The sequence below is a fragment of the Liquorilactobacillus hordei DSM 19519 genome (genome assembly GCF_019443985.1).
Classification (GTDB): Bacteria; Bacillota; Bacilli; order Lactobacillales; family Lactobacillaceae; genus Liquorilactobacillus; species Liquorilactobacillus hordei.
On sequence record NZ_CP049303.1, the window covers coordinates 1969959 to 1986059 of the forward strand.

The 16101-nt window shown below is 33.6% G+C and carries 13 protein-coding genes; 3 read left to right on the plus strand and 10 right to left on the minus strand.

The features are described from left to right. Positions 1 to 81: 81 nt before the first annotated feature. The 6 genes from G6O70_RS10940 to rlmD all read right to left on the minus strand — a co-directional run bounded on the left by G6O70_RS10940 (position 82) and on the right by rlmD (position 8063). Positions 82 to 1659, minus strand: a complete 1578-nt coding sequence (locus G6O70_RS10940) for a peptide chain release factor 3 (protein WP_057869168.1) — start codon at positions 1657 to 1659, stop codon at positions 82 to 84. Positions 1660 to 1688: 29 nt separating this feature from the next. Continuing rightward, a complete protein-coding gene (locus tag G6O70_RS10945; protein WP_057869169.1) occupies positions 1689 to 2972 on the minus strand; it encodes a hemolysin family protein in 1284 nt (427 codons plus the stop codon). Positions 2973 to 3052: 80 nt separating this feature from the next. Beyond that, complete coding sequence (locus G6O70_RS10950) at positions 3053 to 4522, minus strand: ATP-binding cassette domain-containing protein (RefSeq protein ID WP_057869243.1); 1470 nt, start codon at positions 4520 to 4522, stop codon at positions 3053 to 3055. Positions 4523 to 4608: 86 nt separating this feature from the next. Further along, positions 4609 to 5739 (minus strand): AI-2E family transporter, encoded by a 1131-nt coding sequence (locus tag G6O70_RS10955; protein WP_057869170.1) that lies wholly within the window; start codon positions 5737 to 5739, stop codon positions 4609 to 4611. A 208-nt stretch (positions 5740 to 5947) separates the two neighbouring features. Next, on the minus strand, positions 5948 to 6493 hold the full coding sequence (gene ntdP, locus G6O70_RS10960) for a nucleoside tri-diphosphate phosphatase (protein WP_057869171.1): 546 nt from the start codon (positions 6491 to 6493) through the stop codon (positions 5948 to 5950). Between the two features lie 163 nt (positions 6494 to 6656). Then, complete coding sequence (gene rlmD, locus G6O70_RS10965; RefSeq protein ID WP_057869172.1) at positions 6657 to 8063, minus strand: 23S rRNA (uracil(1939)-C(5))-methyltransferase RlmD; 1407 nt, start codon at positions 8061 to 8063, stop codon at positions 6657 to 6659. A gap of 98 nt (positions 8064 to 8161) precedes the next feature. Here rlmD and G6O70_RS10970 point away from each other — a divergent pair, with 98 nt between their 5' ends. Next, complete coding sequence (locus G6O70_RS10970) at positions 8162 to 8971, plus strand: RecX family transcriptional regulator (protein ID WP_258236137.1); 810 nt, start codon at positions 8162 to 8164, stop codon at positions 8969 to 8971. A gap of 160 nt (positions 8972 to 9131) precedes the next feature. On the opposite strand, the gene G6O70_RS10975 is transcribed toward G6O70_RS10970, so the two are convergent. From G6O70_RS10975 to map, 4 genes are all read right to left on the minus strand, one after another. Then, the gene (locus G6O70_RS10975; protein WP_187327471.1) at positions 9132 to 9998 is read right to left on the minus strand and encodes a YihY/virulence factor BrkB family protein; all 867 of its coding nucleotides are present in this window, start codon (positions 9996 to 9998) and stop codon (positions 9132 to 9134) included. A 140-nt stretch (positions 9999 to 10138) separates the two neighbouring features. Then, positions 10139 to 10684: a LysM peptidoglycan-binding domain-containing protein gene (locus tag G6O70_RS10980; protein WP_057869174.1), complete on the minus strand. Its 546-nt coding sequence runs from the start codon at positions 10682 to 10684 to the stop codon at positions 10139 to 10141. A 131-nt stretch (positions 10685 to 10815) separates the two neighbouring features. Further along, a complete protein-coding gene (gene galU, locus G6O70_RS10985) occupies positions 10816 to 11688 on the minus strand; it encodes a UTP--glucose-1-phosphate uridylyltransferase GalU (protein ID WP_057869175.1) in 873 nt (290 codons plus the stop codon). A 123-nt stretch (positions 11689 to 11811) separates the two neighbouring features. After that, positions 11812 to 12600, minus strand: a complete 789-nt coding sequence (map, locus tag G6O70_RS10990; protein WP_057869176.1) for a type I methionyl aminopeptidase — start codon at positions 12598 to 12600, stop codon at positions 11812 to 11814. Positions 12601 to 12733: 133 nt separating this feature from the next. Here map and G6O70_RS10995 point away from each other — a divergent pair, with 133 nt between their 5' ends. After that, complete coding sequence (locus G6O70_RS10995) at positions 12734 to 13186, plus strand: flavodoxin (RefSeq protein WP_057869177.1); 453 nt, start codon at positions 12734 to 12736, stop codon at positions 13184 to 13186. 37 nt (positions 13187 to 13223) lie between these two features. Beyond that, a complete protein-coding gene (locus tag G6O70_RS11000) occupies positions 13224 to 16082 on the plus strand; it encodes a YfhO family protein (protein WP_057869178.1) in 2859 nt (952 codons plus the stop codon). The last annotated feature ends 19 nt before the right edge of the window (positions 16083 to 16101 follow it).

The following is a 16101-nucleotide window of genomic DNA, read 5'->3' on the forward strand; positions in this document are numbered from 1 at the left end:
TGTCTAACTTTTTTATGGCACTTCATTTTGACCTAGTCCCCTTACAAGACTTTCTATGCTAATTTAAATTAATGCACATTTTTATAATTTTGCTGACAACTTTACATTCGGGTATTTATCAGCAAACCAACGCTCTGAGAATTCATTTTCAAACAAAAACAACGGCAGACCTTGACGGTCCTTCACCAATATGTTTCGTGAAGACGACATCTTCTCGTCTAATTGCTCTGGGTCTATCCAACGCGCAATTTTCCTACCCATTGGTGTCATTACAACCTCAGAATGGTACTCGTTTAACATTCTAAACTGGAAAACCTCAAATTGAAGTTGACCGACCGCACCTAAAATATAATCATTTGTGCTATAACTTTGATACAGTTGTACAGCACCTTCCTGAACAAGCTGTGCAATGCCTTTGTGAAACGACTTTTGTTTCATAACATTTTTAGCCGTAACTCTTACGAAAATTTCAGGAGTAAACTGTGGTAATTTTTCATATTGAATTTTATGTTTACCAGCAAAAATAGTATCACCAATTTGAAAATTACCAGTATCATAAAGTCCAATGATATCGCCCGCAACAGCAGTCTCTAATGTTTCTCTAGAGTCTGCCATAAACTGTGTTGAATTCGACAATCTTATTTTTTTAGAGTCACGTGCTAATGTAACATCCATCCCTCTTTCGAATTCTCCTGCACAAATACGCACAAAAGCAATCCTATCACGATGATTTGGATTCATATTAGCCTGTATTTTAAAAACAAAACCAGAAAAGTCATTAGAAACTGGACTAATTTTCTCACCTGCTTCATCCCGATGTGCTGCAGGTGCAGGAGCAAATTTTAAATACGCATCTAAAAATGTCTTTACCCCAAAATTAGTTAGCGCAGAACCAAAGAAAACAGGGGTAAGCTTTCCTGCAGCAATCTTTTCTTCATTCATTTGATTGCCTGCATCCTTTAATAATTCAACTTCTTCAAGTACCTGTTGGTAAATACTTTCTTCCTTCAATGGATTATCTTCACGCAATTCTCCATTATCATCTAACTCAAGGTAACTTTCTCCCTGATCTTCTTTGCGATACAATTCAATACGCTGATTGAAAATATCATAAAGTCCCTTTAATCCCTTACCCATTCCTATAGGCCAGTTCATTGGGAAAGCACCTATCCCCAAAACATCTTCCAACTCCGCAATTAATTCCAACGGATCTTTTCCATCTCTATCTAATTTATTGATAAAGGTAAAAATTGGAATTCCTCGCATTTTACATACCTGAAAAAGCTTCTTTGTCTGAGGTTCAATCCCCTTAGCCGAATCAATTACCATCACGGCTGAGTCAACTGCCATTAACGTTCGATAAGTATCTTCCGAAAAATCCTCATGTCCTGGTGTATCCAAAATATTAATTCGCTTATCTGCATAATCAAACTGCATTACTGAACTAGTAACAGAAATCCCACGTTTCTTTTCAATTTCCATCCAGTCAGACTTTGCAAAACTTCCTGATTTTTTTGCTTTTACAGTTCCCGCCTTACGCAAAACTCCACCAAATAGTAATAATTGCTCGGTTATAGTAGTTTTCCCAGCATCAGGATGGGAAATAATTGCAAACGTTCGCCTACTATTAACCGACGCTGCTAAATCTTGATTATTCATATTTTTCCTCTTTCTTCTACCAATTAAATCTAAACCCTTTTTTCACGTTGAACATGTGCTATTGCTAATGCAGGGGTAAGCTCAATCTTAATCTCCATAATGCGAGAATCATCAACTTTTTCGGTTATTAGCTTAATACCATCAATCTCAACGCTCTCTTGACTATCGTCTTCTGGAATATATCCTAGTTTTGCAATCATAAATCCCGCAATAGTATCTACATCATTCATTTCAAAATTCGTCATAAACTCATCGTTGAAATCATCTAATGATAATTTACCTTGCACAATGAATTCACTGTCAGAAATCTTGTGATAATCTTGTTCTGGCTGATCTGATTCATCATCTATTTCACCTACTATTTCTTCTAAAAGGTCCTCTAACGTAACTAAACCAACAACTCCACCATATTCATCAAAAAGAATTGCCAATTGATTTTGCGTTTTTTTCATTTCAAGCATTACTTCATCTATTGCCATAGTCTCAGGTATGAACAAAGCTGGCTGCATAACCTTTCTAATCGTGATATGGTCAAAGCCTTCCTCACGAGCAGTTTTCAAAATATTCTTGATATGCACAATTCCAACTATATCATCTTTTCCCTCGTTATAAACAGGAATCCTTGAATATTGCATCTGCAAAATTGCATCAATATTTCGATCATTATCATTTTGAATATCAATCATAAATGCATCAGTTCGTGGTACCATAACTTCTTTTGCTAATTTTTCACGCATCGAAAGAACACCTTTGATCATGTCGAAAGCTTCAGGCCTCAATTCATTTTCCTTATTTTCAGGAGAAATCAATGCTCCCAGAGCTTCAACTGGTGTAATATTACCTTCTTCATCAAAGCTTGCACTACCGTTCTTATTTGACATCACCATATCATGCAGTTTTTGAAATGGCATAAAAAGATAACCGATTATAATTGTATATCCCAAAAAGTGAAAAAAAAGTTGTGAACCATTTTTTTTATATACTTTCTCCAAGACATCTGCTATAAAAATTGGAAAAATTGTTAATATTACACTAATAATTAAGAAAACCAGTATGCTATTTTCCATAACAATCATTTTTAACTTACTAGCCGCGATTACACTTAATAATGCCCCAACAACTAACAAAAAAACAAAGGAAAAACTAACTCCTGTCCTAATTTTTTTAAAGGATGTTATTCTTTCATTGTGCTGTTCAATTCTGTCAAAAAGTTGGTAGTTTCTAATGATACTTAAGATTATCCCCGCGTTAAAAAGTAACACGATAGCAATTCCCATAAGTAACGAACCAACAAGTCCAGGCTCTGAATTCATTTTATATTTTCTCTCCAGTTGTTAAAAAGTTGATATTAATTTCTGATTATATAACATACACACTTTATCTGCAATCAAGGTCATTTTGGAACTCGAATAACATCTCCTGCTTTTAAGTCACTATTTGAAGTAAAATCGTTAATTGTCATAATATTGTCAACCGTTGTACTATATTTACTTGCTAAGCCTTCCAAGGTATCTCCACTTTGGACATTGATAGTTTGTGTATTATCTTTTAATTTTTGAACACTCTCACTCGACGCTTTGGCACTGGCTGAACTAGCTGCTGCAACACTTGCGGAACTTGCACTGGCAGCCTTAGCACTTTCCGAGCTTGCCTTCTTTGCTGCTTTTTCTTTTTTAGTTTCAGCCTTTGTGGAAGCTTTTTGACTACTAGACAAAGACTCTGCCTTAGAACTGTTTTTTTGTTTAGACTTAGATTTTGAACTGGCCGTAGATTTGCTACTATTCTGTGTGAATCTATCTTGTATATAGTTCCATGCACTTTCTTTTGCAAAAGCTACCTCGTATATCCCACCACCTAGTAACAATAACACAACAATAAGACCCGCTAATTTCAGCCGGTTATTTTTCTTCTTTGTTTGTTTAACTGCTACTTTTTCCTGACTATTTTTATCTGCAAGTAGTTTAACAGGATCAGCTCCACGTTCTTTGTAAAAAGCGTTGCGCATTTTTGGCTCGTCTTTTCGTGTAAAACCATTTTTAAACTGTTCAATTTTAAATTCTTCATATACAGTACTTACATCGAAAGATTCTCGTTCAATTTGCTTTTTTGCCAAATAGTCTGTTTTTTCTGACGCTGTTAACGACTGTACCCAACCAAAAGAATACTCATATTGCACCATGATTTCACGAGTCGAACCAAAATCTTGTACTTGACCAAAGTCCAACCAAAGAGTACGTTCACAAAAGCGCTCAATATTAACAACATTAATGTCGGAAATAACAAAAGATACACCAATATCTTTTAACCTTTGAATCTTATCACTTACCTTTTTGAAAAAAGCAAGATCTAAACTACCAAAAATACTGTCTATTAAAATAAGTTCTGGTTTAACGAAAAGTGCAATTGATATCGATAATCTAGCATAAAGACCAGTAGAAAAAGTTCTTACAGGACAATATAACCATTCTCCTAAATCACTAAAGTTGATAATCGCATTTATTACATGATTTGCCTTAAATTCATCTAAATTCGCAGAAGAAACCGCATGTTTTATATTTTCTAAACCAGTAACATTTTTGTCCATTCCATATCTAGTTGTTGCTATACTAGTATGTGCATCCATTGTAATAAAGCCAGTTGTCTGCTTTTCTTTTCCAGCTAAAATATCTATCAAGGCTGTCTTTCCTGAGCCATTATTACCTAATAAACCGATTGCCTCACCTGGGCTAATGCTAAGATTAACACCTCGTAGCTCCCAAAAATTTTTATTTTCAGTTGCAGATAATTTGGATTTAACAACTTCTTTTTTATCAATAAGTAACGGTGTGCTTTTTGTAATGTATTTCAATTCTATTTTTTTCATAATTTCACCCAAAACTTTTCTGTCTCATCTACTGTTATGTTACAAGATACTATATTCCACGTCAATTTCAATAAAGGGATCTTAAACTATTCATGAGAATTGTTTTCTTTCTTGTTCAACAGATAAATATCTCTGAAGTATTTGATTACAACTTTTAAAACTGCATAAAAAGGAATCGCCAGAATCATTCCCATTAGTCCGGCTAAATTACCTGCAACTAACAACAATACAATAATAGTTAACGGATGAATATCAAGCGTTTTTCCAATTACATTTGGATAAATCAGATTTCCATCAAATTGTTGCACTGTAATACACACAATAATAACCAACATCACCATCTTTGGTGAAATTGAAACTGCCAGTAATAAGGCGGGTAAAACACCAATGTACGGTCCTAAATATGGGATAAGATTAGTAAAGGCAGCCATCACTCCCAATAAGAGAGCATAAGGCATTCCAATCATAAAATAACCTAACGTGGTAAATGTTGCTACAAATGCACATTCAATAAACTGCCCTGCAATATATTTTGAGATAGTCTCACCCATTTTTCCCAATAGAATCTCAACTTGTTTTCCATGCTTATTAGGCATAATTTTTTGAATATTTGGAATCAACCGATGGCCGTCTTTTAACATATAAAATAGCATGAATGGAACAGTTATAGCTGTGACTGTAATACTCGTCACCATCCCAATTATTGATCCAAGACTTTTAGTAACAGTGTTCAAGAAACCTTCAACATATTTCAATAGATTTTTCTCTATGGTACTGATATAACTGCTAATATTTAATTGCTTTACCCATTCTTGTCGCGAAAAATCATCATAATAACCATTCGTCATTTTTTGAACTGCTCTGATGTAGTTAGGTGAGTTTGAAATCAGTTGTCCTATCTGCGATACCAATATGGGAATCACAAACGCCAAGGCAGCAGCAACTATTGCTATTAATAATAAAAATACAATTGTCACAGAAATAGTTCTATTCAAATAAAACTTACCTATTTTTATTTTCATTAGAAATTTAACTACCGGTTTTAACAGATAGTATAAAAACCCAGAGATTATTACGGGAACAAACAAAGTTGAGATAAAAGTTCCTACTGGTTCAAAGATAAAACTTATTTTAGTACATACCCATATTAACGTTGCAATTAAAAGCGCCTCAGTTGTTACATAGATTAATTTTGAACTTTTTAATTTTTCAAACATTATTGTTCATCCTCATATATTATTTGTCAGCTTTACCTTTACTATAAAATCAGAATATATCCTTTTATTAAGTAACAGCTGAATGCTAATTTACATTTTTTGACTAAATGTATTCTGATTGATAGTCGCTATACTGATCTTAATGGCAAAGGAGCTGCCACAAAACAACAGTTTTGTCACAGCTCCCCCCTCAGTTATAACTCAACGCCTACATACGCCGCGACAATTCTAAATAACGATTATACCAAATCTTGATGTATTCTTCAGAAAAAGGGCCTTTTTGGTTATCAATCCAATCGACAAGTGTAAGTACATTGTGTTTCAGAATTTTATCTGTGTCCTTTGAATAATTCCATTTAGTCCCATGATCCTCATATTCATCAACATCAAGCAGTTTCTTCTCCCCATTTGGGAAAACTTTGACATCTAGATCATAATCGATATATTTTAGTGCTTCACGGTCCAAAATCGCTGGTGAAGCAAGATTACAATAATACGAAATTCCATTGTCTCTAATCATTGCAATTATATTAAACCAGTAATGTTTATGGAAATAAACTAATGCTGGTTCGCGTGTAACCCATCGACGACCGTCGGATTCAGTTACAAGCGTATGATCATTACAACCAATCAGAACATTTTCACTGGTTTTAAGTACCATTGTCTCTCGCCACGTTCGATGCAAACTACCGTCGTGTTTATAACTTTTGATGGTGATAAAATCACCTTCCTTTGGTTCTTTTGCCTGATGCATGGTTAAAACCTGCCTTCTATAAACACAAGGTGTAACTTACACCGTCATCATTAATCATTATATCAAATTTATTCAATAAAACCCAAAAAATAATTAATTATTATTTATAACTTTCAACGACTTTTTCTTAAAAAGTGTTAAAACTAAATTTCAAATCAAGTAATTAACTTTTTTGTGATCTTCTAGATAATTTTACAACAGCTTCACACCTTGCTGTTTGCGGAAACATATCGATTGACTGAATATAGTCAACATAATATATCTGTGTAAGTTCTTTTAAATCACGAGCAAGAGTTGAAGGGTTGCATGATACATATACGAATTTTTGTGGTTTTGCTTTTAAAATCGTTTTAATTAACTTTTCATCCAATCCTGTTCTTGGTGGATCCACTACGAGCGCATCAAAAACAAACTCATTTTTCTGCCATTTTGGAATTAAATCTTCTGCTTTTCCAACTGTATATAAAAAATTGCTTTTTTTATTCAATTTTGCATTGAGTTTTGCATCTTCAATTGCCTCAGGAGTTATATCCATTCCGCGAACTTCATTAGTATTACCTGCTACAAATAATCCAATTGTTCCTACACCACAATATGCATCAATTAAAGTTTCTGTCTTGCTTAAATCAAGAGCCTTTTTAACCTCTTCATACATTTTTAGTGTCTGATAAGGGTTTAATTGAAAGAAAGCACGCGCTGATAATCTAAACTCAACACTACCTAATTTTTCTGTAATATATTCAGCGCCACTGAGTAATTGTGTTTTATCTCCCCACACTAGTGAACTCTTACCTTTATTTACATTTTGTAAAACTGAAGTAACTTCAGATAGGTTAGTCTCAATTTTTTCTAGAAGTAAATGCTTCTTGGGTAGCTTCTCTGAATTCGTGATAAAAACGACTTGTACTTCTTTAGTTGCAAAAGATTCTCGGACAACAATTGTTTTTATAATTCCAGAATTATTTTTTTCATCATAAACAGGCACCTCTAATTCTTCGAGGTATTTACAAATTTCCCTAATTATTTTCATTGTCAGTGGTCTTTGTGTGCTAAAAGTTGGAAGATCTACTAAGTCATGAGTTCCTCGTTTGTACAAACCCGCAATTACTTTTCCATCAGAGGTTTTTCTCACTTGAAATTGTGCCTTATTTCTATATTCAAATGGGTACTTCATCCCAATTGTCGGTAATAATTTAAACTTTTGATATCCTTGTGGTTTAAACTTTTCTAGTGCTTGCAAGACAACATCTCTCTTAAATTTCAGTTGTTCTTCATAATTGAGATGCTCTAGTTCTATTCCACCAACATCATAATCATCTTTTTTCTCAATTCTATAAGGACTTTCCGTTCTAATTTTGTGAATCTTTGCAGTAGCGTATTTACCATTATCTTCCACAACCTCAACTACTACTACTTCGCTAGGCAAGGCACCTTCAACAAAAATAACTTTGTGTTTAAAATATCCAATTCCCTCACCATTAATACCTAGGCGTTTAATTGTTAATGGGAATCTTTTTCCTTTTTCTAACAAATTTTGTGTTTTATTTTGGTTTCTTTTGTTATATTGCATTACTAAACTCCTTAACTTACATTCTTCTTAATCGCTTAATTATATCATTTAATCTTTTTTACTCACATGTTATAAAATATATGTAGGAAATAAAAAATATGCGGAAGGAATTTATTATGCCCAAAATCTTAACTAAAATTCAAGCTCAAAAAAAACCTGGACGCTTCAATCTTTTCATAGACGGTAAATATAGCTTTGCTGTCTCAGAAACCGTACTAGTTGAAAACCATCTCTACAAAGGACAAGAACTTTCAGATGAAGAAATTAATCAACTAATCAATTCTGAAGAATTTTCTAAATTATACCAAAAAGCTCTAAACTATCTAAGCTACCAGTTGAGGAGTGAACAAGAACTTGATAAGCACTTAAAAGAGATTTCTGACAATTCTTTTTTAATCGAAAAAGTGAAAAAAAAGCTCCGTGCCTACAATCTCTTGGATGACACAAAATATGCATCTAGTTACGTACGAACAATGGTAAATACATCAGACAAGGGGTTCAATATTATTAGAAATAATTTACGAGCAAAAGGAATTCCAGAAAATGATATTGAGCAAGCCAAACTTGATTACGACCACTCCAACATATCTGATAAATTAGAAAGCTTAATTCCAAAAGTCATCCATCAATACCGTAATCAACCTTCTAGAATACGTATTCAGAAAGTCAAACAACGACTAATTGCGAAGGGATTTAGTCCAGATGAATTTGAAAACATCCTTTCTACCAGTTTTTCTAGTAATCCAGCACATGAAGATGAACTTTTATCGAATCAGCTGGAAAAACTTTGGAATAGATATAGTACGAGTAATCTCACAGATTCTCAGAAAAAATTAAAAATAAAGCAAACCCTTTATCGTAAAGGATTTGCTTTAGACAAAATTACTAATAAACTCGATGAACTTTAGAGTGTGACACAAGGTGGTAAAATTCGAGTACTAACCAGAATTACGAACATAGCATGTTCTTTGCTATGAGTAATTTGAAGTTAGACGGAAAATTTTGCCTTGTGGATCACGTTTAATTAGAGTGTGACACAAGGCGGGAAAATTCGAGCACTAACCAAAATTAACTTTCTACTTTTTTCTTGATGTATTCTTTTAATTTAGCCCTTTTGACCTTAATTTCCTTGTAAAAATATTTTTCAAGAGATGCATTTAATACCGCACCTATCATAATGATCCAACCAGAATAATTAAGCCAAAACAGCAACACGATAAACGTGCCAATTGTTCCATAACTAAGTACAGATTTAGCAAAATAGCGCACATAAATAGAAAAACCTTGAGCCAACAAAATCCAACCTAATGTGGCAATTACTGCCCCAGGTATAATCAGATGTAAATGCAGCTTTGCATTTGGGAGAAAATAGTAAATTAAGCTTATTATGAAAAATAATCCCAATAAGGTAACTGGCCACTTTAATGTGCTGAAAACATTTCCCAACTCTCTTGGTAATTGAAAGATTGGTGTCAAATAATCAAGAATGTTTTGTCCAAAACTAAACAACAAAATAATTGCACTCATTAAGAAAACAAAGATTAACGTTAAGAAAAATGAAATGATTCTGGTAGTAACTGCATTTTGAGACTCCTCAACCCCATATGTCTCATTAAAAGCCAGTTTAAGTGCATTAACACCTCGACTTGCGGCCCATAACGCTACAAGAGCACTCACGGAAATCAAGCCTCCACTACTGCGCTCTAAGAAAGAAATTATAATCGGATATAACGTTTTATATATTGTTGCTGGAACTGCTGATTCCAAATACACTAAGACTGTAGCAGCCTTAATATTTAACAATGGCAACGTGTTCCCAATCAAAATTATCGATGGAAAAATTGCTAACAAAGCATAGTAAGCAATAACAATAGATGTGTTATTGATATTAATATTGGAAGCTCTTTTTATTGAGTCCTTTACAACTTCTTTAATTGCAGTAGTGTTAAATTCTCTTTTTCTAATTTTTTATTCCCCCTTTGTTCGTGTGCCAATTATAGCACGGGAGAAATTAAAACTTAATTACTAAGAATCGACATCTAAAAACATTTTTATAAAGCTGTCTAACTAACTCTCTAGTCACTACTTGACGTGCTCGATGTACCCGATGAGATTGTGCTTGTCGGAACACGAAGAGTGGTTCCCGTCGAAATAGTTCCGGTCCTCAAATTATTAAGTGTCATCAACCTAGCAACTGTTGTCCCATACTTATTAGCAATGCTAGATAGTGTATCCCCAGATTCAACCACATAACTCTTGTAGGTCGAAGACGAAGTGGCACTACTTGAGCTTGTTTCTGTACTACTAGACGTTGTACTACTCTTTTTCTTATTTGATTCCGAACTACTTGTTGTGCTGCTTGTTGTACTACTTGCTGAGGTCTCTTCGTTACTCTCACTATCATCCTTGGTCGTTGTCCCATACTTTTTTTGAGCAATACTTTGTTGTTTTTTATATTCTACCTTTTGCGACTTTACATTATCACTAAAGACACTTGTAAGTTTATTTCGAACAAAAACATTTGTACTCCCTAATACACAAATAACAACCACAATAATTACAGTTATAGCTCCCCATAATACTTTTTTATTCGTTTTCGTATGGCTTCTTTTTCTAGCCATTTCCATACCCCCAGTATAATTTCTAAAAAAGACTTCAAAGTTAATTATCAGATATATCTTAAATAAATTCAATAAAAAAATAAAAAAAGATTCGTCTAAAAAACGAATCCTTTTTTATTTCTAATATTTCTTTATTTTAAATTCTTTGATAATTCTTTAATATAAGCAATTAAATCTTCTTTAACTTCAGGATGTTCAAGACCAAACTGAATTGAAGTTTTTAGATAGCCAAACTTATATCCAACATCAAAGCGTTCACCTTTAAATTCATGTGCAAATACTCGTTGAATCTTGTTTAGTCGATCAATGGCATCTGTCAATTGAATCTCATTACCTGCACCTGGTTTTTGTGTTTCTAACATCCCAAAAATTTCAGGTGTCAAAAGATAACGACCAATAATCGCAAGATCACTAGGTGCTTTATCAACATCAGGTTTTTCAACAAATTGCTTTACATCGAATAATCCTTTACTTGTTTCAGATCCTGGATCAATTACACCATATTTATTAACTTCTTCATGAGGTACGCGCATTACAGCAAGTGTTGAAGCATGTGTTTGATCATAGCGGTCAATTAACTGTTTAGTCAACGGAACCTTATCTCTCATCAAATCATCACCCAGCATAACAACAAAAGGCTCATTTCCTACAAAGTCTTTAGCCATCAATACAGCATCACCAAGTCCTCTAGGATGTGATTGGCGAATAAAGTACAAGTTGATATCTGTTGTTTGCTCAACAAGCTTTAATAATTCTGTCTTCCCTTTTTCTTTAAGATTTTGTTCCAATTCAGGGACAGAATCAAAATGATCTTCAATTGGTCGTTTACCTTTTCCTGTTACAACTAAGATATCCTCAATTCCAGATTTCTTTGCTTCTTCCACAATATACTGGATTGTTGGTTTATCAATTATTGGTAACATTTCTTTAGCAAGTGCCTTAGTTGCTGGTAAAAAACGAGTTCCTAAACCAGCGGCAGGGATAACGGCTTTTCTAACTTTCATAAGTAATAGCTCCTTTTTATGCACTTTTATATGATTATAACATTTATCTGACTAGTAACAATCATCCGCAATTTCTAAATTATAAACGAAATAACAAAACCTATTTTATAAAGAAAATCAATATTAATCAAGCAAATATTTTTTATCAAAATCTGGGTCTTGTGATGTTAAAATCTTGGGACCATCTTCAGTAATAACGATTGTATGCTCAAATTGACATGAGAGACTTCCATCAGCGGTTCTTGCCGTCCAACCATTCGGATCGTCCATTTCAGCCTTCCATGTTCCCATATTAATCATTGGTTCAATTGTAATTGTCATCCCCGCACGTAATCGCAATCCTTTTCCAGCCTCACCATAATGTGGAACACTAGGATTCTCATGCATTGTAGGTCCAATTCCATGACCAATAAAGTCACGAACATCACCATATCCATTGACATCTTCAGTATAATGTTGAATCACAGCACCAATATCGCCAATTCTTTTCCCAACTTGAGCCTGTTCAATTCCTAGATAAAGAGCCTCTTTTGTAACCTTCATCAAACGATCAATCTCTGGGGTTGATTTCCCTACAACATAACTCCAACATGAGTCACTCATTGCACCATGATAATTAACAACAGTATCGACCTTGATTAGGTCTCCATCTTTTAAAATAAGTCCCTTTCTTGGAAAACCGTGACATATTTCATCATTCACACTAATACAAGTTGCATACTTATAACCCTCAAAACCAATTTGCTCAGGAATTGCACCATTATCTTTAAAATACTTACGTGCAAATTTTTCAATCTCCCAACTAGAAATTCCAGGTTTGATAATTTTCCTCAATCCGATATGCATTCCTGCAAGAATTGCACCTGACTTAGCCATTTCTTTAATTTCTCGTGGTGACTTCAATGTAATCATAATTCTTTGCCTCCAATTTAATGTACACAACCATTATATCCTAAATTTAGTATAATGTTTCAATTACTTTAAATGCATAGATAAAGTTCTGTTATAATAGCTAATGATAGATTATTGAAAGAAGGTCATATAAATGACTAAAGCAAAAGTCGTATTTGCATCAATTACTGGAAATAATGAAGATATTGCCGATATCGTAACAAGTAAACTGGAAGAAAAAAACATTACCGTTGACATTGAAGAAATCTCACAATGTGATCCATCTGATTTTGAAGATGTTGATTTATGTATCGTTGTCCCTTATACATACGATGAGGGTGCCCTTCCTGACGAAGGAATTGATTTTTTTGAAGACATGGCAAATTTAGATTTAACAGGTAAAATTTTCGGGGTCGCAGGCTCTGGTGACACTTTCTACGGAGAATATTATTGTGTCGCTGTTGATAAATTTGAAGAAGCTTTTGAGCATGCTGGGGCTACCAAAGGAACCAATAGTGTCAAAATAAATCTGGCTCCAGATACGGAAGAAGATTTGCAAAAATTGGATGTCTTTGTAAATGAGCTAGTTGCAAAAATAGCCAAGTAACTACTTATTTTAGTTAGTTTTCCTAGGAGGAGTTTCTTTGACATTCTCATTTACAAAAAAAAATAATTTGAAATTATATTTGCAATATACTGCAATCTTTGCGCTTATTGCTTTTTTTGTGTACGGTACATATTTTGTTACCGGTCATTCTCTAATCTGGCATTTAGATGGTGCACAACAACATCTACCCTTGCTGGAGGAATTTCGTAAAACGCTGTTTAAGATATTGAAGCATCCTTTTTCATCTTGGCCACAATGGTCATTCAAACTAGGGCTTGGTGGAGACATTTTTCAAATTAACGCATACTACGTAACGGGTGATATTTTTAACTATTTGATTTTGCTGTTTCCAGCTTCAAAAATTATTTTTGCATATCAATTTTTAATTATATTGCGCTTATACTGTGTTGGCCTTGTTTTTTGTTATTTTGCTTCTCATTTTTTTTCTAAAAATGCAATCATTCTTTCTGGAACAGTTGTCTACTTGTTTAATGCATTTTTACTTTATGCAAACATTGCGCAACCTTTTTTCTCCATTCCTTTTATGATTTTTCCATTATTAATACTTGGAATTGAACGTGTACTGCAGCAAAAATCAATTTGGCCATTAACCCTTGCTTTTTGTTGGATGCTTTTTAGTAACTTCTACTTTGCATATATTCTAGGATTTGGTGCGCTATTGTACCTGATTTTGCGCTACCTATTAACCTACCGCAAAAAAATAAACTTTTTCAAAACTTTATTTAACTTAGGGTTAAGTACGGCTATTTCACTTTCCGCAACTGCTATCTTATGGTTTCCAGAGATGTTGGCCGTCTTTTCATCTACACGTAGCAATGCACCTTTTGCAAATGGACTACGTCTTTATCCACTTTATTACTACTTGGCACTCCCCTCACAGCTAATTAACGGAGGTAATCGTAATTTTTATTTCTGGAGTGCTTTGGGATTTGCCAGCATTAGCTTCTTTTCAATTATTTTTATCCTTATTAAAATCAAAAAATATCCGCTTTTGGGAACAAGTTTTATTCTAGGATTAATCATGTTGTTATTCCCACAATTTGGCGCATTATTTAATGGCTTAACTTCTCCTTCCAATCGTTGGACATTAATGTTATCACTACCAATTGCACTTTCAGTTTGTATATTAATTGAACAACTCCCTAAACTGACACATAAGGTAAGATTGGCTTTAACTTATTGTCTTACAATATATAGTTGCTGGATTTTTTTAACTTATTTCTTTCAAAATGATGAAAAACTTTTTATTCCAATGGCCTTTTTATTCATTGGTTATGGTTTCTTAATCTACCACTCCAGTGGAACAAAGAATCATTCTAATTATGCCTTTTTAGCCTTAATTATATGTAATGTTATTTTCAACGCTATTTATTTTGAAGCTCCCTATAATGGTGGCTATTCAAACGAAATGCTACCTCTCAAAAGCTTTGAGAAACTTGTTAAAACACGATATGCTGGATTAGATAAGGATGTAAAATCATCTAATTCCTACCGGGTTTCAACTACTAGTCAAAATTATAATTTGGGTAATAGTTTCCATATGTATAATGCACAACCTAACAAACTAAACTCGATTACTTCCTACTATTCGTTGCAAAATGTCAATATTGGTAATTTTGCTCAAAAAATGCAGAATTCACAATATGAAGCAAATATTCCTATTAGTCAATTTAGTGATCGAACAGTTTTAAACAATTTTCTAGGCGTTAAATATATCTTTAACCAAATCAATCAAAAAAATTCTACTAAAATTCCGGCGAATTACTTGGCTGAAAAAGCATCTACTCGCTTGACAAGTGGAAGTAATAATCAATCTGGTGTTGACACTCAAACTGTTCGCTATAAAACCAATCAAGCTTTCCCACTCATTTATTGGCAAGATACAGTCATTAATTCCCAACAATTAAAATCAATGACAACAACTGCTAGGGAACGTGCACTCGCATCTGGTGTATACGTAAACAATTCGATAGCTAAACACTACAGTAAAACTAAATTATCAACTGACACCCAAACAATCAAATATTATATTGTTTCAAGTCGTGGTAACATTGTAGACACATCGAGCCTTGAACACTTGGATAGTACGGAAACCTATAAAATTATCTTAAAGAATCCAGAAAACTATGAAAATAGCGAATTGCATATTGAATTAAACAATATCAAATATCAGCAATTGTCGCTAAAAAAACAGATTCAGCTTGAGCAAAATAAGCAGGCCACACTGACTTCAAATGGCATTATTACTAACGATGACAGTTATAACTATTATCGTTATCTGCGGTACCATATTCTAAATGGTTCACCTGATAACAGCTTTAGTATTAGTGTTTCTTCGAATTTAGGGACAGAAAGTATTACACAGCCCAAGCAATCGGAGCTGTCATTTTATAAAACTGTAAAGTCAGGTGTTCTTAATCTAGGATACTTTACCTCAACTCCTAAATATCTCACTTTGACACCTTCAAAATTGGGAATATACAAGTTTCAGCTCCAAATTGTTGCTGAAAAATTAGGGAAAAACTATAATCGTGAAGTTACAAAGATCCAAAAAAATCGCTTGAAATCGATGAAATTCTCCCAGAACAATATTACTGGGAAGATTAAAACGGTTAAGAAGGGCATTTTAACTTCTTCAATTCCATTTTCTGAAGGTTGGAAAATTTATGACAATGGAAAAAAATTAAAAACGATTAAGACTAATACCGGCTTTTTGGGGACTCAGCTTCAAGCTGGCTCCCATGATATTCATCTAATTTACTCTACTCCTGGATTGAAGACTGGTAAAATAATATCAATACTCGGTATTATTTTGACAATCGTATTCGCATTTTTACTTTTTTTAATTAATAAATTTTTCCATAAAAACAACTGAGTAAAGGAGCTTTCATATT

What these genes read in the sequence shown, in the direction of transcription:
- G6O70_RS10995 (WP_057869177.1), top strand. Translation starts at nt 12,734, where the DNA reads ATGACTAAAGCAAAAGTCGTATTTGCATCAATTACTGGAAATAATGAA.
- G6O70_RS10955 (WP_057869170.1), bottom strand. Translation starts at nt 5,739, where the DNA reads ATGTTTGAAAAATTAAAAAGTTCAAAATTAATCTATGTAACAACTGAG.
- G6O70_RS10940 (WP_057869168.1), bottom strand. Translation starts at nt 1,659, where the DNA reads ATGAATAATCAAGATTTAGCAGCGTCGGTTAATAGTAGGCGAACGTTT.
- G6O70_RS10980 (WP_057869174.1), bottom strand. Translation starts at nt 10,684, where the DNA reads ATGGCTAGAAAAAGAAGCCATACGAAAACGAATAAAAAAGTATTATGG.
- map (WP_057869176.1), bottom strand. Translation starts at nt 12,600, where the DNA reads ATGATTACATTGAAGTCACCACGAGAAATTAAAGAAATGGCTAAGTCA.
- galU (WP_057869175.1), bottom strand. Translation starts at nt 11,688, where the DNA reads ATGAAAGTTAGAAAAGCCGTTATCCCTGCCGCTGGTTTAGGAACTCGT.
- rlmD (WP_057869172.1), bottom strand. Translation starts at nt 8,063, where the DNA reads ATGCAATATAACAAAAGAAACCAAAATAAAACACAAAATTTGTTAGAA.
- G6O70_RS10950 (WP_057869243.1), bottom strand. Translation starts at nt 4,522, where the DNA reads ATGAAAAAAATAGAATTGAAATACATTACAAAAAGCACACCGTTACTT.
- G6O70_RS10945 (WP_057869169.1), bottom strand. Translation starts at nt 2,972, where the DNA reads ATGAATTCAGAGCCTGGACTTGTTGGTTCGTTACTTATGGGAATTGCT.
- ntdP (WP_057869171.1), bottom strand. Translation starts at nt 6,493, where the DNA reads ATGCATCAGGCAAAAGAACCAAAGGAAGGTGATTTTATCACCATCAAA.
- G6O70_RS10970 (WP_258236137.1), top strand. Translation starts at nt 8,162, where the DNA reads ATGCGGAAGGAATTTATTATGCCCAAAATCTTAACTAAAATTCAAGCT.